The sequence below is a fragment of the Arcticibacter svalbardensis MN12-7 genome (assembly GCF_000403135.1).
Lineage (GTDB): Bacteria > Bacteroidota > Bacteroidia > Sphingobacteriales > Sphingobacteriaceae > Arcticibacter > Arcticibacter svalbardensis.
This window is the reverse complement of sequence record NZ_AQPN01000071.1, coordinates 16,667-39,695: the sequence shown is the minus strand read 5'-3', so window position 1 is coordinate 39,695 and position 23,029 is coordinate 16,667. Positions and strand designations below refer to the sequence as shown.

Below are 23,029 nucleotides of genomic sequence, written 5' to 3'. Positions count from 1 at the left end.
AATGACTGTTTTTGGTTTTGATCAGCGGTTTAAGCTACAAAGATTTAAACTCTGAATGAGGTCTTCTTATCTGTTTAGTAGCAAACTATAGAGGGGGAAACAATAAGATTTCGGACAATTGGTAGCTGGATTTAGTCCCTCTGACTATAGTGATTCCTCTTTAGAGTACTAAGAATAACGTCCATTTGGTATGCGAAATAAGGCCCTCTATAGATCGCAATTCTTCTATATACCAATAGGAATTGCTCTATTTATTAGAACAAATTAACCCCTCTATAGATAGTAATTCTTCTTTATTACAATAAGGGAAGCTCTGTTTATTACCTCAAATGAGCCCTTCTGGCGACAGTAATTCTTCTTTATATAATTAAAACCAGGTAAGAAATAGGTGTTGTTTTCAATCATATAAAGATAATAGCCTTCAGATTTACATGCTAAAATCAATAAGATTTATTCTGAAAAATTGGATACAGCTATGCATATATCCTTTTAAAAAGGCATTAAAAACAGGAGTACTTGAATGAATTAACGTTTAAACCTGCGGCAATAATTTATCGATCCGATGCTTTTCAATCTTGTTTTTAAGATAAGGAAAGATGAAAATCGCACTCAAAATGATGACTGCCCCAGTATAAAAACCAAGGGTCATGTGTTCCTTTTTACCATAGAAAAGGAAGGCTAACATGATGCCATAAACGGGCTCCAGGTTGGTGATCAGGGCAACACGAAAAGCCGACAGTTCCCGCATCACAGAGACCCCGGCAACATAGGCTACAGAGGTACAAATGATCCCCAGGATCAACAGATAAATCAGGTCAGAATTGTGCAGTTTCATGGAAGAATTGAAGCCTCCGCTGATCAAAAGATACAGCGAAATCCAAACAATTGCCCCTCCTATTTCATAGAAACTGATGAGGCTTGCAGGGTGCTTTTGTACCTGTCGGGAGTTGATAATGGAGAACAAACTTGCACAGAATGCACTACATAATCCGAGGGATATTCCAAGGGTATATTTAGTCTCAAATTTGAAGATTAAAATGATTCCGGAGATGATTAAAAGGCCGGTAAATATCTCCAGTTTAGAGATCTTTTTGCGACTTATAAAGGGTTCTAAAATAGCAGTAAAGAGGGTCAGTGCGGAGAGGCAAACCAGGGCTACAGAGATGGTGGAACTCTTGATGGCCTGGAAGAATAAGATCCAGTGACTGCCTACCAAAGCACCCGTAAAAAACAGTTTCAACAGCGTTATTCCCGGTAGCTTGATGGATGTCCTTGTGGCCTTAAAATAGATGAATAAAGTAACAAAAGCGATGATAACACGATACCAAACGAGGTGTACTGCAGAAAGGTTAATAAGTGCTCCAAGGATACCTGTGAAACCCCAAACGAGTACTGTTCCATGGAGGATAAGAAGATTTCGATTACGAGAAAAAAATGGCATGTTTTTATTTGGGCGCTTTAAACAAGAGATAAACACCGAGAGCACCAAACACGATGTTAGGGATAAATACAGCAAGGAGAGGAGGTAATCCTCCCTTTAAAGAAAACATAGTTGCAAATTGAATAAACAAGATATAAGCGAAGCTTAGAAAGATTCCGACCCCTAAATGTAATCCTATACCTCCACGTACCTTTCGAGAGGACAGAGAGACTCCCATGAGGGTTAAAACGAAGGCTGATAAAGGGTTTACGAAGCGCTTATACTTTTCCAGTTGTAAGAGCTGCATCACTCCTGTTCCCCTGGTCTTTTCTTTTTTAATCCGTTCTGAGAGCTCGGATGTAGACATAGCCGAATAAATATTGTCGTATACAGCAAAGTCAACAGGTCTCATATCCAGTGTGGTATCCTTTTTAATACCGGATGTCATGGTTTCTTTAAGTCCGTTTATGGTCCGGATAGAGTAGTTATCAATTCTCCACTTCATTTGAACGGAATCCCATGTAATCCGGTCAGCCATAAGTCTTTCTACTAGTATATCGCCATTAAACTTCTCCATGATGAAGGTATACCCTACTTTCTGCACATTGTCGAAATTTTTGATAAAGACCAATGTGTTTTTATCAATCTGCATATGTGTTTCCGCCTTAGAGTCATTGTTTGCAGGCTTAATATATACATTTTCAAAGCCGATCATCAGCTTATTTGTTTGCGGTATGACATAGATATTGGCTACAAAACTAATGCTGAAAAGGATAAATGAGGCGACAAAATAAGGCCATAAGAACCGGTTAAAACTAAATCCTCCACTTAAAATAGGGACTATTTCTGTTTGATCGGCCATCTTTGCCGTAAAGAAAATTACGGCAAGGAAGTTGATTAAGGGCCAAAGGAAATTGAGATAAAAAGGAATAAACCCGGCATAATAATTAAATACAATTTTATAGAATGGAGCCGAATGTTTCAGGAAATCATCCAGCTTTTCGGAGACGTCAAAAATTACAATGATTACCGTAAAAATAGCACAGGTAAATACAAAAGTACCCAGATACTTCTTGATGATATACCAATCTATAATCTTGATGTATCTATTCATTTTCTTATAAACGTTGAGCTAATTGGATTACCATTTTCTTCTTCCAGTCATAAAATTCACCTGAAATAATCTTTTCACGGGCTTCATTTACCAGCCATAAATAGAAATGCAGATTGTGAAGTGTTGCAATTTGTGCGCCAAGTATTTCTTTTGACGTGATTAAATGACGCAAATATGCTTTATTATAAACCAAATCGGAAAACAGCTCACTGTCCGCTTCAATAGGAGAGAAGTCGTTTTTCCACTTTTCATTCCTCATATTCATGATCCCGTTTTTGGTAAAAAGCATGCCATTTCGGGCATTCCTGGTTGGCATAACGCAATCGAACATGTCAATACCAAGGGCAATATTCTCTAAAAGATTGACAGGTGTGCCTACTCCCATCAGGTAACGGGGCTTTTCAACAGGAAGAATGCCGCATACAAGTTCTGTCATGGCATACATTTCTTCTGCAGGTTCACCTACAGAGAGACCTCCAATAGCATTTCCTTCTCTCTCAAATGAAGCAATGGCTTCAGCAGATTTAATCCGCAGATCTTTATATACAGAGCCTTGTACGATGGGGAAAAGGGTTTGTGAATACCCATATTTGGGCTCGGTCGTATCAAACCGGTCGCAACAGCGCTTCAGCCAGCGATGAGTCATATCGATAGACTTCTTTGCATAATTGTAGTCGCATGGGTAGGGTGTACACTCATCAAAAGCCATGATGATATCACCGCCAATAACACGTTGGATATCCATGGCAACCTCCGGAGTGAACAAATGTTTGGAGCCATCAATATGCGAGCGAAAAGTTACGCCCTCTTCTTTGATTTTCCGTACATCTGAAAGAGAATATACCTGATATCCGCCACTATCCGTGAGAATTGGACCATCCCATCCATTAAATTTATGCAATCCACCCGCTTTTTCCAGTGTATTTAACCCTGGCCTTAAATATAAATGATACGTATTTCCCAGAATAATCTGTGCTTTAATATCATCCTTAAGTTCCCGCTGATGGACGGCTTTAACCGACCCTGCAGTGCCTACAGGCATGAAAATGGGTGTTTTTATGGTACCATGATCGGTACTGATTTCTCCAGCTCTTGCCTTCGAAAATTTATCACTTGCCTCTAGTTTGAATTTCATTTTAAACACGCAAAGGTAAGAATTTGATTGAGGTTCCAACTTTACTTTTAACTTTGCCTAAAGAAATGAACACACACCTTGACTAATTTCCCATTTTTACTTGTTTTTGCTTTATTACAAATCGCTCTGATTGTACAGTTATACTTTATTATTGTGGTCCATGGCCGACTAAGAGGGTATAAGAAAATTGATTCTGATGAAGATGTTTTATTACCGGTTTCGGTTATAATTTGCGCCCGTAATGAAGAAGTCAACCTGGAAGAGAACCTGAGTTTCTTTCTGGAACAGGACTATCCTGATTTTGAAGTAGTGGTTGTGAATGATTGTTCTTCGGACGACTCTGAATTCATATTGAAAAAATTCTCCGAAAAGTATTCAAACCTTAAAATTGTAACGCTGAATGAACACGATCGCTATAAACACGGGAAAAAGTTCGCTGTGACTCTTGGTATTAAGGCTGCCCAACATGAGCATTTGTTGTTTACCGATGCCGACTGTCGTCCTGCTTCCTTAAACTGGATCAGGCTGATGCAGCAAAACTTTAAGGGAAACACCGCTATTGTTTTAGGTTTCTCTCCTTATAAAAGATCAAAAGGCTTTTTGAATGTCTTTATACGCTTTGAAACATTCTATACAGCATTAAATTATCTTTCTTTTTCATTAGCCGGTAATCCGTATATGGGCGTAGGAAGAAACCTGAGTTACACCAAGACTTTGTTTTTTAAATGTAAAGGGTTTGCCTCACATATGCATATTCTTTCCGGAGATGATGATTTGTTTGTAAATGAAAATGCAAACCGCAGTAATACGGTTATTGAAATAGATCCGGAGAGCCATACCTGGTCGGAACCTAAGAAAACCTGGGCTTCTTTATGGAAACAAAAAATCCGTCATATGGGTGCGGGCAAGGCTTACAAAAGTAAACATAAACGGGTTTTAACCATCCAGGCAGGCTCTTCAATCGCTTTCTACGTCCTTTTGGGCGTGATGTCTTTTATGCAAATCCATTGGTGGGTATTGCTAAGTATCTATTTTATAAGGCTAATTGTTCAGATAATTGTTTATTTTCCGTCCATGCGGAAGTTAAAATGCAAAAATTTAATTTGGTGGTTTCCAATCTTGGATTTGTTCTATATTTTCTTTATAATCGTACTAGGGATAGGGTCTTCATTTAAGAGAAAAATCCAATGGAAGTAAATCCTAATTTTTCAAGTAATGCCATTAATGACTTTAATCAGGTAGTACGTGCCCGGGAAGGAGATCAGAAGGCTTACGCGGAGTTGATGCAGCGTTATAAGGACTCTATTTACTTTATGGCGATCAAGATGGTGAATAATAGGGACGATGCGATGGATCTGACTATTGAAACTTTTGCTAAGGCCTTTGAGAACTTAGAAAAGTACAAGCCTGATTTTGCATTCAGCACCTGGTTATTTCGCATTGCGACTAATAATTGCATTGATTTTATTCGTAAAAAGCGTCTCAATGTTGTTTCCATGAATGCGATGGAAGATAAAGAAGGCGAGGAACGGTTTTATGATATCAAATCGGATGTGCTTAACCCGGAAGAACGCGCCATTAAGAAACAGCAAAAGGAAACCCTTCAATTAATTGTAGATAAGCTGCCCTTGCGCTATAAAGTATTAATCAACCTCCGGTATTTTGAAGAGATGTCTTACGAAGAGATCTCGAAGCAACTGGATCTTCCCCTTGGAACAGTCAAAGCACAGCTGTTTAGGGCGCGTGATCTTTTAGCTAATATTTTAATCCGCCGCAAAAAAAACCCTGCAAGTGACTTCTGAACTTATTACATACTATTTTCCTGATCTCAGCACCGAACAAAAGAACCAGTTCAAACAGCTAGAAGAATTATATAGCATCTGGAATGCTCAAATTAATGTAATTTCCCGAAAAGACATCGAAAGTTTGTACTTGAAACATATTTTGCATTCGCTGGGTATTGCCCGGATCATCTCTTTTTTACCTGGTGAAAAGGTATTGGATGTGGGTACCGGAGGCGGTTTTCCTGGCATTCCACTGGCTATTCTTTTTCCGGAAACACAGTTCCACCTGGTGGATTCAATTGGCAAAAAGATTAAGGTGGTTAAAGAAGTTTCTTCGGCTATTGGTTTAAAAAACCTGGAAGCTACGCATGCCCGTGCAGAGCAAATCGATGACAAATTTCACTTTATTGTGTCACGTGCCGTTACTCAATTGAAAGATTTCTACCCCTGGATTAAAGGTAAGTTTGAATCGCAATCCCATAATTCTTTAAGCAATGGCGTCCTATATTTAAAAGGAGGCGATTTAGAGCAGGAGATAGCCGATTCCGGCTTGAAAAAGGTGACGATATACCCATTATCAAAATACTTTGAAGAAGAGTTTTTTGATACAAAATTAGTGGTATATTGCCCTGCCCAATAGAACCTTATGTCCGCTTTATACGAAATTGCCTTAACCCTTATTCCCGGCGTTGGTGTCGTTACTTCCCGTTTACTTTTAGATCAATTTGGAGATGCGGCAGACGTATTCAAAGCCAGCCGATCGCAGTTAATGTCTATAGCCGGTATTGGTCCCAAGACAGCAGATAGCATTCTTTCCAAGAGCTCTCTGGACCGTGCTGAAGAAGAGTTGCTTTTCGTGAAAAAGTATAAAATTCAAACCCTCTTCTATACGTCCCCGGACTATCCACAGCGCCTACAGAATTGTTATGATGCTCCGGTATTGTTGTATTATAAAGGTAATACCGACCTGAACAAATCCAAAGTGATCAGTATAGTAGGTACCAGGAATGCGACCGGATATGGAAAAGAACTCACCACTCAGCTCATTGAAGGCTTACAGCAGCACGATGTACTCGTTGTAAGCGGTCTTGCTTATGGTATTGATGTGGCAGCTCATAGGGCCTGTATGAAGTATGGCGTGCCCACTATTGGTGTTGTAGGTCATGGTCTGGATCGAATCTATCCCTCTCAGCATCGTTCACTGGCAGAAAGTATGTTAGGCTGTGGTGGTTTACTCACCGAATTTATTTCTCAAACCAAACCAGATAAGGAGAATTTCCCTAAGCGTAATCGGATCGTTGCCGGTTTATCCGATGCCACGATCATTGTGGAGGCGGGTTTAAAGGGTGGTGCCCTCATTACTGCGGAGTTAGCTAATTCCTACGACAGGGACGTCATGGCTTATCCCGGCAGAGTGAATGATATCTACTCCGCCGGATGTAATTTCCTGATCAAATCTAATCGTGCACACCTGGTTACAGGGATCAAAGATGTGGAGTATTTACTCGATTGGTTGCCCTCTGCTACTCCTAAACAAGTGAATGATCAGCTTCACCTGCCTTTAAATTTATATGGTGATGAAAAAGTTATCGTTGAATTTCTTAAAACGCGTGTTTCTGCGTCTTTAGATGAATTACAGCTCATAACCAATCTGATGCAATCTAAACTTGCCATGGTACTATTGAACCTGGAAATGCAGGATATTATCGTCGTGCTTCCGGGTAAAATGTACCGGTTAAGATAGTATTGAATCTATTTCTGTATCACTTTTAGGGAAGTCAAAAAACTTTAAACTCCCGGTCTCATAACTTACCATCTCCCAACTAGTGAAAGGAAAGTGGATCATGACCATGCCACAAGTAGGAAGGTTGTACATACCGCTATCACAAAGATGGAGAATCAGGTCAGTAAGCCCTGGATTATGGCCAATTAAAGCAATGTATTTATACTGATCATCAAACATATTAATCAATCCCAGCAAATCCGTAGAGGTAGCTTCATATACTTCTTTTGAATACTGGATCTCTTTATCTGCAATTCCCAATGTTTTTGCAAACATTTCTGCGGTTTGTTTTGCCCTTAATGCAGGACTGCTAACTATCTTTTGAGGGATGATGTTATTGTCCAGTAAACGCTGCGCCATCATAGGTGCATTTTTTAATCCTCTTTCGTTTAATGGGCGCTCGAAATCACTCAAATCTGGATTGTTCCAATCTGACTTTCCATGGCGAATTAAAAGTAATTTTTTCATGCTGTTATTATTAATACAAATTTAAACATCAGCTTCAATTCAGTAAATTCTGATTGATTCCACTTATTACGGCTCTAATCAGGCATTAAGAATTGCAGCTATTGCAGTTTCATTCTGATTATTCATACATTTAAAATGTCCTCTTGGACACTTTTTAAATCCAATTTTAGAGCAAGGCCGACAACTTAATCCCTTTACTTCCATGGCATGATGCTCATCAACCAGGTAAGGATACATGCCAAATTCAGGTATCGTATTGCCCCACACTGAAATGATTTTCTTATTGAATGCCGCGGCGATATGCATTAATCCGGTGTCGTGACTAATAATCTGTTGCGCTTCTTTAACCAGAAACGCAGATTCGTTCAAATTGAATTTTCCGCAGGCATTAAAAACATGCTTTCCTGCCGCTCGTACAACTGCCTCACCAGTATTAAAATCTTCTTTCCCGCCAAGTAAAACGATGGGGGACTGAACTAACTGACAAATGCTGATCAACTTATGGACAGGCAGCCTTTTTGTAAGATGTTGTGCTCCAATAACAAAGCCGGTATAAGAATGAGGACTGTCCGGCAAAAGTTGTTCCAGCGAATATTCCTCACCAAGAAAATAATCCAAACCTTTTCCATCATTTTTAACTCCCAGTGCGGATACCGTATTTAGATACCGATCTACAATGTGTACAGGAGGTAAAATATTGATCATCAGGTGAACCAGAATAAACTTAGCTATATTCAGCTTGTTAAATGAAAAGGAGGGAACGCCAAGAGCCCGTTTGATGCGGAGAGTCTTAAAGTTGTGATGCAGGTCAATAATATAGTCAAACTTTTCTGGTTTAAGCAGTTGAACCGCCTCTGAAACAGACCCACTAGACAGATGAAGCTTATCTATATATGGATTAAACTGCAGTACACTTTCATAAGCCTTTTTAGTGATATAATGGATTTCAACACCGGGAATCTGCTGCTTGATACAACGAATTACAGGAGTAGTGAGCACGATATCACCGATAGAACTGAATCGTATAATGAGTATTTTCAATTCCTTGTAATTAATCGTTTTCGTTCAAAAAATAGATTGATTTCATCGAGGCTGAGTGCGTTGAGGCAGTTTGCAGCCGAAAGCCCACCTTTCCTGGCGGCCATTACACCGTAGTGTGTATCGCGGAAACCATTTATACTATGCGCATCCGGATTAATGGAAAGCATAACTCCTTTCTCTAGCGCGTATTGATGCCAGCGCCAGTCAATGTCCAGGCGTAAAGGATTCGCGTTAATTTCAATAACCACACCATTTTCAGCACAAGCATCAATTACTTTTTTGATGTCAACAGGATACCCGCTTCTGCTTAATAGTAAACGTCCGGTTGGATGTCCCAGAATCGTTGTATATGGATTTTCAATCGCTTTAATCAACCTGCTTGTGGCTTTCTCTTCCGACATCTTAAATACGGAATGGATCGAAGCTACGATAAAGTCAAACCGTGATAAGATTTCAACAGGATAATCTAACGACCCATCAAAGAGAATGTCTGATTCAATGCCTTTAAAGACTTTGAAAGGGGCGTATTTGGTATTCAGCAGGTCAATTTCTGTTTGTTGTGCCAGCACCCGTTCTTCACTTAGTCCCTTTGCATAAAAGGCAGATTTGGAGTGATCACAAATTCCCAAATATTGCAGATGCATCTCCTCTTTACAATAAACAACCATCTCCTCCAGCGAATTGATACCATCGCTCCAGGTACTATGATTATGCAAAGAGCCTTTTAAATCTGTTTGCTTGATCAGAACAGGCAATGCTTTTTGATCTGCCAGCTTAAACTCAAATTCTCCTTCGCGTAATTCAGGTTCTATAAAAGGTAAATCGGCTAAAGTGTAGAGTTCTTCTTCTGATCCCACATCAGGGAGAGCGGAGCCTATTCTGATTTCCAGTTCTTTAATATGTTCAGGACTTCCCGACTGCAAAACCAAGTTCTTATAATAATTTTCGGGATTGCAGAAACGGATGTATACTTTAATGCCTGCCGGACTTTCTGCCTCAATGCTGTTATCTTTTGTTTCTACAACTTTAAGATAGTCAAGGGTATGTAAATAATCTAATAGGGTAGGGTTGAGAGCACATCCTACCAGTATATCCAGGCCATCTATAATTTCCACTTTTCTTCTAAAGGCGCCCACAAACGAAATTAATTCATGAGTAAGAACCTTTTTAAAGTCATTTAGCAAAATATTACCAAAGCTTTCCGCCTGGGAATATAAAAAGCGACCATTACTGGCCATCTTAAATTCAATAGCTTTTTTTATCTCTTCCTGCGTTTTTAAACCAAAACCTTTCGCTTCGATGAGCCTGTTTTCGTTACAGGCATAATAAAGTTCACCTATGTTTTCAATCCCCAGAGACTTCCATATTACCAGAACTTTTTTAGGTCCCAGACCTTTTATGGTCATTATTTCCACCACACCCGGAGGGGTATCGGCCAGTAATTCATCCAGTTCTTTTAAAGACCCAGTTTCAATCAGTTCCTGCACTTTTGCTGCAACACTTTTACCAATTGCTCTGATTCCTTCCATCTCCTGCAAACTTTTCTTCGCAATAGAAAAGGGCAGTTTGTCAATTGTAAATCCAGCAGTCGCAATAGTCTTAACCTTAAAAGAGTTTTCCTCATGGAGCTCCATCAGTTGACTTAGTAATTTTAAGACTCGTGCTATGGGTTTGTTTTCCATACTTGTCAAAAATAGGAAAAAGGTATAAAAAAAAGAGGCATGCAGGTTTTGCCCGTATGCCTCTTTTTAATTCAAGAGTTATTTTAATTGATATTAAGCGTATAAGGTAATCTGGCTTGAATGCCGGTTATCTTTAAAGCAGTTTGCAGTTGTTGATAATACACGTAGTTTTCTCCGAACTGTAATTTAGAAAAATGCTCTTTTAATTTATCCTCACCGCCACTGAATATCGCTTCAAAAGGATCTTTCTGTACTGGATAAGAAACTAATTTGTAATTTTTAACTTTAGCCATCTTAGCAGCAGAACGAATAGCATCGTCAATATTTCCTAAACGATCTACCAATCCTATTTTCAGCGCTTCGGTACCGCTCCAAACTCTACCCTGACCAATGCTATCCACATAAGCTTGTGTCTTTTTTCTGCCGTCCGCTACTCTTTTAGTAAAGGTAGCATAGATCCGGTTCACTTCAGTCTGAATAATAAAACGTTCTGATGCAGTAAGTGGCCTTACAGTGGAACCCAGATCGGCATGTTCAGCTGTCTTTACGCCATCGAAAGTAATGCCTAGCTTATTGTTAAAGAACTTCTGCATATTGGGGATAATTCCAAATACACCGATGGAACCAGTAATGGTATTCGGTTGAGCAAAGATAGAGTCAGCAGCACAAGCAATATAATAACCACCAGAAGCGGCAACATCACCCATAGAAACAATTACCGGTTTTACCTTTTTTGTTAACGCAACCTCTCTCCAGATTACATCAGAAGCAAGAGCACTTCCACCTCCCGAGTTAATCCGAAAAACAACTGCTTTTATTTTTGGATCCAGGCGCACCTTTCGCAGTGCTTTAGAAATTCGTTCAGATCCGATAGACTCATCGTCACCTTCTCCACCAGTAATTTCTCCTGAGGCATATACAACAGCTACACGTGAATCCAAATCGCCCTCTTCAGGCTTATTCGCCTTCATATAATCCATCAGGCTAACCGATTTGAGATCTGTTTTTTTATCAATACCCGTTCTGGTCTTTAATTCATCAATCACCTGATCTTTATAACGAAGACCATCAACCAGTTTATAGGTCACCGCATCCTGTGCTTTTTGAATTTTTAACTGATTAGCCATAGCAAATAGTGAATCTGTAGAGATCTTTCTGGAGCTTGAAACGCCGGAAAGCATATGCTGATACAGGGATCCAAGAAATGAAGTAACCTGTTTACGGTTGGCGTCACTCATTTTATCCAGGATAAAGGGTTCCACAGCACTCTTATACGTTCCCACTTTAATCACTTGAGCTTCAATTTCCAGTTTCTCCAGTGCACCCTTAAAAAAGGGCGATTGCGAACTTAAACCAGTAAATTCTAATATTCCTTCCGGATTAATATATATTTTATCGGCTACAGAAGCTAAATAATACGCCTTTTGAGAGTATATCTCACTGTAAGCAAGAATAAACTTTTTAGACTTTTTAAAATCCAAAAGACCGTTTCTGACTTCTTCCACCGTAGCCATACCTCCCTGAACACCAGAAAGATCCAGATAAATTCCCTTAATATTATCATCGGTTTTAGCACGTTTTAGTGCAGCAAGGATATCGTTCAATCCAAGCGTTTTATTAGACTGAATACCAGCAATATCAATATTGTCGAGTGGGTTTTTTACAGTCCGTTCTACAATCGGATAATTTAAGGAGAAATGAATGATCGAGTTAGCTTCTACTTTAGCCGGTTCCTCACCAGCAGCAGAAATTAAACCAACAATACCCACTACAAGAAGTAACCCCAGGACGATAAACGACAGGATAAACCCAAGCATGGAAGCGAAAACAAATTTAAAAAAACCCTTCATGGAAGTAAACTTTTATAGTAATACAATTATATGCAATTAGATATGAATATATTTGAAACGTTACAACCTAAATAAGTTTTTATGCATACTATATATTTGTTACTAGGCAGTAATCTTGGAGATAGATCATATTATTTGGGAGAAGCAGCTAACTTAGTATCCGAGGACATCGGTAGGATCATAGAAGGATCATCGATCTATGAAACGGATTCATGGGGAATAGAAAATCAGCCAAAATATCTGAATCAAGTGCTGCAGGTTGAAACTGAACTAGGTCCTAAAAAATTGCTTGATGAGATACACACTATCGAAAATCTGCTAGGTCGGGTAAGAGGTGAAAAGTGGGATTCCCGCGTTATAGATGTCGATATCTTGTTTTATGACCAGAAACATATTCAAAGACCATACCTTATTATTCCCCATCCGCTGCTGCATACACGTAGGTTCGTACTTACTCCTTTAAATGAAATTGCACCATCCTTAATGCATCCCGTACTTAAATTGCAAATTTCTGAACTATTTAAACAACTTTTAGATAACTTGCATGTATACAAATTTTTCCCAACAGAATATGAAAACGAAGATATTTGACGTAAATCTCGCCTATTTAAATGACATCGCAGGAGGAAGTACTGAGTTTATCATTGATATGATCGATATATTTATCGAGCAGACTCCTATCTATTTTACGCAATTAGGCGAAGCCATTCAGCAAAAAGACTGGAAAGCTACAGCTGATTCAGCGCACAAAATAAAACCAACACTTGCTTTTGTAGGTGCCGATGAACTTAAGGATATGATGTCCGTTATTGAATCCAATGCCCGGAAATTAGTTGATTTAGATACAATAGAAAAAGATTTTTTAGAAATAAATGAAACCTGCGTCTTGATTTATGAAGGATTAGCGAAAGCAAAACAAGAACTTTTAACCAAAATATAAGTCAAGCTAATATAATAAGCAAAATAACAATACCCATAAACTATACATCCTCATAAATAGAGTCTCATCAGCGCTGTATTTTTGAGGATGTTTTTATTGAACCGATTCCGGTTACATTAAACTTTACGAATTTAAAATTTAAGGAATTCCTCTATACTTGGTTTAGTTATATCACAACCTGTTGATCCTTTACAGCTTAACATCACCTTTTAGTATACAATTTCTTTTGGAAACTTTTAATAACTAAAAAGTTTTCCTAGTTTTATGTTAGAATGATCGTGATGACAACACCCGAATTAAAAGAAAGAATTTTGGTACAGGCTGAAGTTTTGTTTTGCCACTATGGCATCAAGCGAATCACTATGGATGATCTGGCCCGTGATCTGGGTATCTCTAAAAGAACGATCTATCTTCATTTTAAAGATAAAGATGAGCTGGTTCATTTGCTTATTACGGAAATGCTTGGAAGAGAATCCAGTGTAATGATTAGGAATGAGTTGGAAGCTAACAATGCAGTAGAAGAGATCTTTCATGTGGTGGCACAGTTGAGTGGCCTCATCTCACGGATGAACCCGATTATATTTTATGATCTTCAGAAGTTTCACCCCCAAACATGGCAATTATTCAAGAACCATCGTTATGATAATATGCGGGGTTGCCTAATCAGGAACTTCAAAAGAGGTATCCGTGAAGGTCTTTACAGGAAAAATATAAATATGGAAATGCTTTCTATAATGCGTATGGATCAGGTAGATGCAATCTTCAACCATGTTGTTTATCCAGTAAGTGATTTTGATTTATCTGAGGTCATGACCGAGATTACAGAGCACTTCCTGTATGGTTTATGCAACTTAAAAGGACATAGCTTAATCAATCAATACAAACAAATAACAGAAGAATAACATAGGATTATGAGAAATACCCTATTGGTCACCTTCATACTTTTCAGTAGCGTTACTACAAGGGCGCAACAAAATTCCCAGGAAAGAACATTTAAGTTCAACTTACAGGAATGCCTGGAGTATGCTTATGAAAACCAGGACTCTTTAAAAAATGCAAAACTGGATATCGAAAAAGCGAATTATGCTGTTAAAGAAACCATTGGTACTGGTTTGCCGCAACTCAGTGCAAACGCTGATTTTCAGGATTTTTTAAAGATTCCTACTACACTTCTTCCAGGAGAGTTTTTTGATGAACCCGGCACGTTTATACCAGTAAAATTTGGTGTGAAATATCAATCCAGTGCTGGGGTTACACTCAATCAGCTTTATTTAGCGGAAGTTATATCGTTGCCTTAAAAGGGTCAAAAACGTATAAAGAACTTAGTGTGCGGAATTTTAACCGCACCAAAATCGCCACAAACGTAGCGGTTACTAAAGCCTACTACCAGGTTCTGGTCAGCAATGAACAACTTCGGCTTTTAGATGCCAACGTAACTCAATTAGGTCAGCAGGTAAAAGAAACTACAGCATTAAATAAACAGGGCTTCGCTGAAAAAATAGATCTCGACCGCATAAATGTGCTCTACAATAACCTGTTAACCACAAGAGAGAATACGCAACGATTGATCGTGTTATCCAATCAATTGTTAAAGTTCCAGATCGGTATGAAAGTGACAGATAGCTTACTGGTAGAGGAGAAAATTGTGGACGTGGTTTTCGACAGCAATACACCACTTGAGGTAGATACTACAGCCTATCAGAACAGAGTGGAGTATGGATTATTAGAAACGCAGCGAAAATTGAATGATCTTAATTTACAAAGACTTAAATCCGAATATCTGCCCACACTCTCTGCCTTTGGGAGTTCCACTTATCAATATCAAGCAGAAAATTTTGGCGATCTGTATGATATTAAATATCCCAGTACAGTAATTGGATTACGACTTAGCATTCCCATCTTCAGTGGTTTTCAACGCAAATACAGGGTCAAACAGGCAGAGGTAGAGCTTAAAAAAAACGACAATACCTTGGTTAATGCAAAAAATGGAATCCTCTTGCAGCAGGAGCAAGCTCGTATTACCTACCAGAATGGCGTAAAATCGTTAAAAAATCAACAAGCCAATATGGAGCTTTCACAAGAAGTTTTACGGGTTTCAAAAATAAAATACCAGGAAGGTGTAGGGTCAAGTATTGAAGTTACCCAGGCTCAAACCGAGTTAGAGCAATCCGAAAATAACTATATCCAGGCATTATATGATGCTTTGATAAGCAAAGTAGATTTAGAAAATGCCTATGGGCGGATCCATTAAAAGAGCAAATAGAAAAATAATGAAGAACTTAATTTATTTGGCAGTACTGGTTTTCATCGTTGCATGTGGAAAACCCAAAGATAAAAAAGCTGAATTGGAGAAATTAAAAAAGGAGCGTACTTCTCTTGACGGCAAAATTGCCGATCTGGAAAAGGAAGTTGGCACCAAACCTCAGCAGCAAACCGTAGACGTGGCGGTTACTGAAGTAAAACCGGTCACTTTCAACAGTTATGTTGAGGTGCAAGGGAAAGTGGATGCACAGGAAAATGTGCAGGTTAGCGCAGAATCTCCCGGGGTCATTACCGCCATCTACGTAAAGGCAGGCCAAAACGTAAGTAAAGGACAGGTACTGGCTCAGCTGGATAATAAGGTACTTCTTCAGAACGTCGCACAGGTACAAACTCAACTGGATTTGGCTAAGAACATCTTTCAGCGTCAGAAGAATCTTTGGGACCAGAAAATAGGTACTGAAGTGCAGTATCTGAATGCGAAAGCCCAAAAAGATGGCTTGGAAAAACAAATGGCTGTACTGCGATCCCAGCTTTCTACTTTTAGACTCAAATCTCCAATAACAGGAACGGTAGACCGGATGGATCTGAAACTGGGACAATCCGTTAGTCCGGGAATGCCCGGAATCACCGTCGTGAATGCCAGTAATCTCCGCGTTAAAGCAGAGCTGGCAGAATCGTACGGCTCCATGGTGCACTCTGGAGATGATGTGAAGGTGGTTTTTCCTGATATTCCGGACAGTTTAAACACACAGGTTACCTTCGCCTCCAAGGTTATTGATCCCTCTTCCCGAAGTTTCATGGTTGAAGTCAAACTGCCTCCAAAACGCAGCTATCGTCCCAATATGCTTGCCATTCTTAAAATTGTAGATTTTGAATCCAAAAACACCCTTACTGTGCCAATCAATAGTATTCAACGGTCCGAAAGCGGCGAATATGTTTTCATTGCCGAAAAAGGAAAAGCGAAACGGACAACGATCAAATCAGGTAAAATATCAGCCGGACAAGCTCAGGTATTAAGCGGATTAAAAGCAGGGGATAAGGTTATTACCGCAGGATTTCAGGATTTGAATGATGGCGATTTGATTAAAATTTAAAATTAAGATCTCTCTAAAGCGCATAGGTCTTACCTCACAATACCGATCACATGAAAGACTTAAATAAAGAATTTGGACCCTCCAGCTGGGCAATAGATAATAAGATGGCCATCTATGTGCTGACTATTATTGTTACCCTGATGGGAATCAGAGCCTATAATAGTCTACCTAAGGAGAACTTTCCGGAGATTATTATTCCTAAAATATTTATTCAGACCATCTATCCGGGAACCTCTCCAGCGAATATGGAGAACCTGGTAACCAAACAGATCGAAAAGGAATTACGAGGAATCAAAGGGTTAAAGAAAATAACATCCAATTCGTACCAGGACTTTTCCATCATCACAGCAGAGTTCAACACCGGGGTACTGATTGAAGATGCCAAGCAGCGGGTAAAAGATGCCGTGGACAAATCGCGGCAGGATCTGCCAACCGACCTGCCAAACGAACCGGATGTGCAGGATATCAACCTGTCCGATCTTCCCATCATGTACGTCAATATCTCCGGCGATTACGACCTTAAAAGTTTAAAGAAGTATGCCGATGATCTGGAAGATCAGATTGAAAGTTTAAAAGAGATCTCCGGGGTGGATATCGTAGGAGCCCTTGACCCTGAAGTTCAGATCAATGTAGACCTTCAGAAAATGGATGCCGCAAAAATCTCCTTTACTGATATAGAAAATGCCGTGAAGTATGAAAATATGACTATTTCCGGTGGTACAGTAAAGATGGATGGCGTTCGGCGTACCCTAAACGTAAAAAAAGACTTTGTAAGTGCTCAAGAAATAGCCGATATCATAGTAAAATCGGCCACCGGAGCTGTCGTATATCTAAAGGATATTGCACAAGTAGAAGATTCCTTTAAGGAGCAAAATAGCTATGCCCGTTTGTATGGCAAGAATGTAATAACCCTGAATGTAAAAAACGAAGTGGCGAAAACCTGATTGAAGCATCTGATAAGATCAATGCGTTAATCAAAGAAATGAAGGGAACGACCTTGCCCCAAAACCTGGAGATCACTATAACAGGAGATCAGTCAGATCAAACCAGGGTAACACTCCATGACCTGATCAACACCATTATCATTGGTTTTATCCTGGTAACCATCATTCTGATGTTTTTTATGGGTGTCACCAATGCCTTGTTTGTGGCCATGTCAGTCCCCTTATCCATGTTTATCGCGTTCCTAACCATGCCCGCACTGGGGGCAGTGTTCGGTTTCAGCTTTACGATGAACATGATCGTGCTGTTCTCCTTCTTGCTGGGGCTGGGTATCGTAGTAGACGATGCCATTGTGGTGATAGAAAATACACACCGGATCTTTGACAACGGTAAAGTACCCATCAAAAAAGCCGCTAAAATGGCCGCTGGCGAAGTATTCCTTCCCGTACTTTCGGGAACATTAACCACGCTGGCTCCATTTATACCGCTCTTGTTCTGGCCCGGAATTATAGGCGAATTCATGTTTTTTCTTCCCGTAACCCTTATTATCACGTTACTAGCCTCCCTGGTGGTAGCCTATATTATTAACCCGGTGTTTGCGGTAGATTTTATGGAATCGCATGAGGAGCACGAGGCGAATCAAAAGCCTGCATTTGACCGGTCAGTTAAACGTGTACTTGTCGTGATGCTTGTTCTGGCGGGCATATGTTACTTGTTCAGCTTTGGCTTAGGCAACTTTGTCGTCTTTTTAGCCCTTATTTATCTGGCTAACCATTTCTTTTTTACGCGAGCCGTAAAGTCATTCCAGGAAACTGCCTGGCCAGCTTTTCAGCGAAAGTATGTGAAGCTGTTAACCTGGGCAGTAGAGCGTCCCCGCACCATTATATTCAGCACCATCGGGCTGTTTGTTTTGTCCCTTCTTCTGGTAGCTGTAGTGCCACCAAAAGTTGTATTCTTTCCCGAGTCAGATCCCAACTTTATCTACGTGTATGCGCAGTTGCCGGTTGGTACTGATCAGGCCTATACCAATGAAGTAATTAAAAAGCTCGAAGATCGGGTCACTCAGGCCGTAGGAGGGAAAAAAAATAAAATCGTTTCTTCCATTATTTCAAACGTCACAGTTGGAGTTACCGATCCGCAGGATGAAGATCAGGGGGAATACCCTAACAGGGGGAAAGTCACGGTGGCCTTTGTGGAGTACGGAAAGCGTCATGGCGAAAACACTTCCCTTTACCTGGATAAGGTGCGAAATGCAGTAAAAGGAATTCCCGGAGCCGCCATTGCGGTTACGAAAGAGCAATCCGGACCACCAACTGCAAAACCTATTTCTATTGAAATAACGGGAGATAACCTCGATTCCATTGTTAAAGCATCAGACAGGCTCAAGAAATACCTTGATGCACAGAATATCGCCGGTGTAGAAGAGCTTAAATCTGATTTCCAGAACAATAAACCGGAAATCCTTTTCAATATCAATAGGGAGAGGGCAAACCGAGAAGGTATTTCCAGCGGACAGATCGGAATGGAACTTCGTACCGCCATATATGGAAAGGAAGTATCTAAGTTTCGAGACGATGATGAAGATTACGAAATTAATGTAAGGGCAAAAGAAGACCAGCGCAATAACCTGCAATCCTTAAGAAACATGAAAGTTACGTACCGGGATATGGCTATGGGCGGACAAATACGTCAGGTTCCACTATCCTCATTTGCCGACGTGGATTATATCAATACCTATGGAGGGATTAAAAGGAAGCAGCAAAAGAGAATCATCATCCTTTCATCCAACGTTTTAGGCGATTATAATGCCAACGAAGTGGTTGCATCTATTCAATCCGAAATAAACCAGTTTAAGGTACCAGATGGAGTTCAAATAAAGATGGCCGGTGAGCAGGAAGAACAAATGGAAACAGCCGCCTTTTTAGGAGGTGCACTCATGACAGCTTTCGGTTTGATCTTAATTATCCTGGTGCTGCAGTTTAATTCCATCAGCAAACCACTTATTATATTAAGTGAGGTATTGTTTAGTGTAATAGGCGTATTGCTTGGTGTGGTTATTTTCCGGATGGAGATGTCTATCGTCATGTCCGGTGTAGGGATCATTGCCCTTGCCGGTATAGTAGTACGAAATGGAATTCTTTTAGTGGAGTTTACAGAGCTGATGGTAGAGCAGGGGATGTCGACAAAAGATGCCGCTATTGAAGCTGGAAAAACGAGGATGACCCCGGTATTACTAACCGCAACCGCTACTATGCTGGGATTGATCCCATTAGCAGTAGGTTTGAATATCGACTTCGAGTTGTTGTTCAGTGAGTTTAATCCTCATTTATACTTTGGAGGAGACAACGTGGCATTCTGGGGACCTTTATCCTGGACCATGATCTTCGGACTCAGTTTCGCCACTTTCCTTACTTTAATACTGGTACCATGTATGTATCTTATTGCTGATAAAGGATCAAGGAAGGTTAAGGGGATCTTCAATACCACTAAGATAGAGGGAGAAACAGAACAGACACCATAAAATGATGCATAAAAAAACTCAAGTTGCCAGATAAACAAAGGCAACTTGAGTTCATGAAATGAGAGCTGTATCGGTCAGCTGCTATTAAACTGCCGTTAGTTCAAACTCATAGCTTTCCATAATCAGGTTAGCTAATAGTTTTTTACAGGCAGTATCTACTTTCTGACGTGCAATTTCTTCAGTGTCGGCATCTATTTCAAGTGTAATATGCTTGCCAATACGGATGTTTTGAATTTCAGCAAGATCCAGGTTTTTCATACTACCGGTTACGGCTTTACCTTGAGGATCAAGAATTTCTTTTAAAGGCATTACATTGATTTCGGCAATAAATTTCATCTTATAAATGTAAATTGAATGATGGATAAAACGATATATAAAAATATAAGTATCGGAACAGCTGCAAACTTAAAGATTAAGATCAGGATCACCGCAGATAATATCAATATATAGCGAAACAGGTTTTCTTTCAGTTCAAAGTTCTTGAATTTAAAAGAAATCAGTGGAACTTCCATGACCAGCAAAATACCTGATCCAATACTAAAAATAAACAGAAAGAATGGATTCTGTATAAAAGCCATCCAAAAACTGCCACCACCGGCAGTAATAAATGGTAAAGAGGCAACTAGTATGGCCACAGCAGGAGTAGGAAGTCCAATAAAATGATCCCCCTGACGCGGGTCAATATTAAACTTAGCTAACCGTAAAGCCGAAAACATGGCAATAAAAAATGCCGAGTAGTTCAAATACACACTCATCTCTCCCAATTGTGGTGCCTGCAAAAAGAGCTGGTATACAATAGAGGCTGGCAAAAAGCCAAAACTAACCATGTCTGCAAGCGAATCAAGTTCCTTTCCCAGGGGGGAATGCACCTTTAAAATCCGGGCTGACATTCCATCCATAAAATCAAATCCAGCTGCAATAAAAATGAAGATTGCAGCATAGGTCAGATTGTTACTGAAAGCAAACGTAACGCCAATACACCCGCTTAATAGATTAAGACAAGTGACGGCGTTAGGTATATGTTTTCTCATCCCGATTAACTATTCATGGATACTAAAAACTCCTCATTGGACTTAGTACCCCTCATTTGACTCAGCAAGAATTCCATTGATTCCTGAGAATTCATATCTGCAAGATGATTACGTAGGATCCAGATCCGTTGTAAACTTTCTTTATCCAAAAGAAGATCATCACGACGTGTGCTGGAAGCAGTAAGATCAATCGCAGGGTAAATACGCTTGTTAGCCAATTTACGATCCAGTTGAAGTTCCATGTTACCGGTACCCTTAAATTCTTCGAAAATAACCTCATCCATTTTAGAACCTGTATCAATCAATGCAGTAGCTAAAATAGTAAGCGATCCACCATCTTCAATGTTACGTGCAGCACCAAAGAAACGTTTCGGTTTATGTAACGCGTTCGCATCCACACCACCGGAAAGAATCTTTCCTGAAGCAGGAGCAACCGTGTTGTAAGCACGGGCTAAACGAGTGATGGAGTCAAGTAAAATTACTACATCATGTCCGCATTCCACCATTCTCTTGGCTTTTTCAAGCACGATATTGGCAATCTTTACATGGCGTTCAGCAGGCTCATCAAAAGTAGAAGAAACTACCTCTGCACGAACACTTCTTGCCATGTCAGTTACTTCTTCCGGACGCTCATCAATTAGCAGGATGATCAGATATACTTCAGGATGGTTTTTTGCAATCGCATTAGCCACATCCTTAAGTAAAATAGTTTTACCAGTTTTAGGTTGAGCCACGATTAAACCACGCTGACCTTTACCAATCGGGGTAAACATGTCAATGATGCGCGTTGAACTATGAGTGGTATCCATGAAAAGATTTAACTTTTCTGTAGGAAACAAAGGAGTCAGGTAATCAAAAGGAACCCGGTCCCGTACTTCAGCAGGCATGCGGCCATTAATGGCTTCCACGCGAACCAATGGGAAATACTTTTCACCTTCTTTTGGAGGACGGATACTGCCTCTTACCGTGTCACCGGTTTTTAAACCGAATAACTTAATCTGCGACTGTGATACATAAATATCATCCGGAGAGGATAAGTAATTATAATCCGAAGAGCGCAAAAATCCGTACCCATCAGGCATAATTTCTAAAACACCTTCATTGACAATTACATTATCAAAATCCAGGTTAACAGCAGCATTCTGATCAGAAAGACGTGTTTCCTGTACCACAGGACGGCTTTCAACAGATCTTCCTGAAGCGGTATTGAATCTTTTTTCAAATCGTGGTGCTCTTGGTTCCGCAGAAGCAGACTCTCCATTCATTGAACTTTCTTCCCTTCTGGATGGAACTTCGACGTTTGCCGGAGCTTCCACTCTTCGGGATGGAGCTTCTGTATTTCCAGATGGTTCCACTCTCCTTGAAGAAGGCTCAGCCGGTGCAGCAGCAATACGCTCCTGTTTAATGGTGATCTGTCTTCTCGGTCGGGGTAAATTAGGAACAGCAACAGCAGGTTGCTCCGTAACCGCAGGTTCCGGTGTTACTTCTACTTGGTTAACTACTACTGCTGGTTCTTCAACCGGAGTAGGAGCTGCAGGTATAGTTGCTGCCTCTACAGGAGCAACAGTAGGCTCTTTTGGAGCTTCTTCTTTCGTTTTTATAGTCCGGCTACGCTTTTTTGGCTTTTCCTCCTCAACAGTTGCCGCAGGCACTGGGCTTATTGCTTCTGTTGTTGGAGTATTGTCGCTAGCAACCGCAGGTTGTGAGGTATGCTCCTTTATTTTAGTGATAAGTTCTTGTTTTCTTAAGACATCAGCGCCATCGACACCAAAGGATTTAGCAATCTCACGAAGCTCGGACACAAGCTTGTCGTTCAATTCAGTACTTTTCATTCAATTTTGAAATAATATATAGGATTCTTTTTTAAGAGTTAATCCACAATCATAAGAGAAAATCACATGTGCAAAGAAGACTTAATGAATTTTCTTGATGAAGAGGGGATTGCTTTTTTAGAGATAAAGC

General features: G+C 40.0%; 20 protein-coding genes and 1 pseudogene. 11 read left to right on the top strand and 10 right to left on the bottom strand.

Going from position 1 to position 23,029, the window contains the following annotated elements; genetic code table 11:
- Positions 1-532: 532 nt before the first annotated feature.
- Genes ADIARSV_RS08915 through tgt form a run of 3 tightly spaced genes read right to left on the bottom strand, consistent with a single transcriptional unit; the run spans position 533 to position 3,669 of the window.
- Positions 533-1,441 carry a DMT family transporter gene (locus ADIARSV_RS08915; RefSeq protein ID WP_016195145.1) on the bottom strand — a complete coding sequence of 303 codons (909 nt, stop codon included), beginning with the start codon at positions 1,439-1,441 and terminating at the stop codon, positions 533-535.
- Between the two features lie 4 nt (positions 1,442-1,445).
- The gene (locus tag ADIARSV_RS08910) at positions 1,446-2,534 is read right to left on the bottom strand and encodes an LptF/LptG family permease (protein WP_016195144.1); all 1,089 of its coding nucleotides are present in this window, start codon (positions 2,532-2,534) and stop codon (positions 1,446-1,448) included.
- Positions 2,535-2,538: 4 nt separating this feature from the next.
- Entirely contained in the window at positions 2,539-3,669 is a 1,131-nt protein-coding gene (gene tgt / locus ADIARSV_RS08905; RefSeq protein WP_040299591.1) for a tRNA guanosine(34) transglycosylase Tgt, read from the bottom strand.
- Positions 3,670-3,822: 153 nt separating this feature from the next.
- Here tgt and ADIARSV_RS08900 point away from each other — a divergent pair, with 153 nt between their 5' ends.
- Genes ADIARSV_RS08900 through dprA form a run of 4 tightly spaced genes read left to right on the top strand, consistent with a single transcriptional unit; the run spans position 3,823 to position 7,197 of the window.
- On the top strand, positions 3,823-4,866 hold the full coding sequence (locus ADIARSV_RS08900) for a glycosyltransferase (protein ID WP_016195142.1): 1,044 nt from the start codon (positions 3,823-3,825) through the stop codon (positions 4,864-4,866).
- Positions 4,857-5,471 carry an RNA polymerase sigma factor gene (locus tag ADIARSV_RS08895; RefSeq protein WP_016195141.1) on the top strand — a complete coding sequence of 205 codons (615 nt, stop codon included), beginning with the start codon at positions 4,857-4,859 and terminating at the stop codon, positions 5,469-5,471. Before ADIARSV_RS08900 ends, ADIARSV_RS08895 begins: the two co-directional genes overlap by 10 nt.
- Entirely contained in the window at positions 5,461-6,093 is a 633-nt protein-coding gene (rsmG, locus tag ADIARSV_RS08890) for a 16S rRNA (guanine(527)-N(7))-methyltransferase RsmG (RefSeq protein WP_016195140.1), read from the top strand. The genes ADIARSV_RS08895 and rsmG overlap by 11 nt, the downstream gene beginning before the upstream one ends.
- 6 nt (positions 6,094-6,099) lie before the next feature.
- Positions 6,100-7,197, top strand: a complete 1,098-nt coding sequence (gene dprA, locus ADIARSV_RS08885; protein ID WP_016195139.1) for a DNA-processing protein DprA — start codon at positions 6,100-6,102, stop codon at positions 7,195-7,197.
- On the opposite strand, the gene ADIARSV_RS08880 is transcribed toward dprA, so the two are convergent.
- The 4 genes from ADIARSV_RS08880 to sppA all read right to left on the bottom strand — a co-directional run bounded on the left by ADIARSV_RS08880 (position 7,189) and on the right by sppA (position 12,277).
- Complete coding sequence (locus ADIARSV_RS08880) at positions 7,189-7,704, bottom strand: SixA phosphatase family protein (RefSeq protein WP_016195138.1); 516 nt, start codon at positions 7,702-7,704, stop codon at positions 7,189-7,191. The two genes, dprA and ADIARSV_RS08880, sit on opposite strands and share 9 nt — an antisense overlap.
- Positions 7,705-7,782: 78 nt before the next feature.
- Complete coding sequence (locus tag ADIARSV_RS08875) at positions 7,783-8,745, bottom strand: glycosyltransferase family 9 protein (protein ID WP_016195137.1); 963 nt, start codon at positions 8,743-8,745, stop codon at positions 7,783-7,785.
- Positions 8,742-10,427: a DNA polymerase/3'-5' exonuclease PolX gene (locus ADIARSV_RS08870; RefSeq protein ID WP_040299588.1), complete on the bottom strand. Its 1,686-nt coding sequence runs from the start codon at positions 10,425-10,427 to the stop codon at positions 8,742-8,744. Before ADIARSV_RS08870 ends, ADIARSV_RS08875 begins: the two co-directional genes overlap by 4 nt.
- Positions 10,428-10,510: 83 nt before the next feature.
- Complete coding sequence (gene sppA / locus ADIARSV_RS08865; RefSeq protein WP_016195135.1) at positions 10,511-12,277, bottom strand: signal peptide peptidase SppA; 1,767 nt, start codon at positions 12,275-12,277, stop codon at positions 10,511-10,513.
- 81 nt (positions 12,278-12,358) lie between these two features.
- On the opposite strand from sppA, the gene folK reads away from it, so the two are divergent.
- The 7 genes and pseudogenes from folK to ADIARSV_RS08835 all read left to right on the top strand — a co-directional run bounded on the left by folK (position 12,359) and on the right by ADIARSV_RS08835 (position 20,036).
- Positions 12,359-12,868, top strand: a complete 510-nt coding sequence (folK, locus tag ADIARSV_RS08860; RefSeq protein ID WP_040299587.1) for a 2-amino-4-hydroxy-6-hydroxymethyldihydropteridine diphosphokinase — start codon at positions 12,359-12,361, stop codon at positions 12,866-12,868.
- A complete protein-coding gene (locus tag ADIARSV_RS08855; RefSeq protein WP_040299585.1) occupies positions 12,849-13,217 on the top strand; it encodes an Hpt domain-containing protein in 369 nt (122 codons plus the stop codon). Before folK ends, ADIARSV_RS08855 begins: the two co-directional genes overlap by 20 nt.
- A 281-nt stretch (positions 13,218-13,498) precedes the next feature.
- Positions 13,499-14,119 (top strand): TetR/AcrR family transcriptional regulator, encoded by a 621-nt coding sequence (locus ADIARSV_RS08850; RefSeq protein WP_016195133.1) that lies wholly within the window; start codon positions 13,499-13,501, stop codon positions 14,117-14,119.
- A gap of 9 nt (positions 14,120-14,128) precedes the next feature.
- Positions 14,129-14,515, top strand: coding sequence for a TolC family protein (locus tag ADIARSV_RS22830; protein WP_016195132.1), 387 nt, complete (start codon positions 14,129-14,131; stop codon positions 14,513-14,515).
- 29 nt (positions 14,516-14,544) lie between these two features.
- Positions 14,545-15,468 carry a TolC family protein gene (locus tag ADIARSV_RS22825; protein ID WP_016195131.1) on the top strand — a complete coding sequence of 308 codons (924 nt, stop codon included), beginning with the start codon at positions 14,545-14,547 and terminating at the stop codon, positions 15,466-15,468.
- A gap of 19 nt (positions 15,469-15,487) precedes the next feature.
- Entirely contained in the window at positions 15,488-16,573 is a 1,086-nt protein-coding gene (locus ADIARSV_RS08840) for an efflux RND transporter periplasmic adaptor subunit (RefSeq protein ID WP_040299594.1), read from the top strand.
- Between the two features lie 50 nt (positions 16,574-16,623).
- A pseudogene (locus ADIARSV_RS08835) lies at positions 16,624-20,036 on the top strand (efflux RND transporter permease subunit).
- Positions 20,037-20,120: 84 nt separating this feature from the next.
- On the opposite strand, the gene purS reads toward ADIARSV_RS08835, so the two are convergent.
- From purS to rho, 3 genes are read right to left on the bottom strand one after another with little or no spacing between them, the layout of a single operon-like run.
- On the bottom strand, positions 20,121-20,372 hold the full coding sequence (gene purS, locus ADIARSV_RS08830) for a phosphoribosylformylglycinamidine synthase subunit PurS (protein WP_016195127.1): 252 nt from the start codon (positions 20,370-20,372) through the stop codon (positions 20,121-20,123).
- Positions 20,369-21,067 (bottom strand): CDP-diacylglycerol--serine O-phosphatidyltransferase, encoded by a 699-nt coding sequence (gene pssA, locus ADIARSV_RS08825; RefSeq protein WP_016195126.1) that lies wholly within the window; start codon positions 21,065-21,067, stop codon positions 20,369-20,371. The genes purS and pssA overlap by 4 nt, the downstream gene beginning before the upstream one ends.
- A gap of 5 nt (positions 21,068-21,072) precedes the next feature.
- The gene (rho, locus tag ADIARSV_RS08820; protein WP_016195125.1) at positions 21,073-22,899 is read right to left on the bottom strand and encodes a transcription termination factor Rho; all 1,827 of its coding nucleotides are present in this window, start codon (positions 22,897-22,899) and stop codon (positions 21,073-21,075) included.
- Positions 22,900-23,029: the final 130 nt, after the last annotated feature.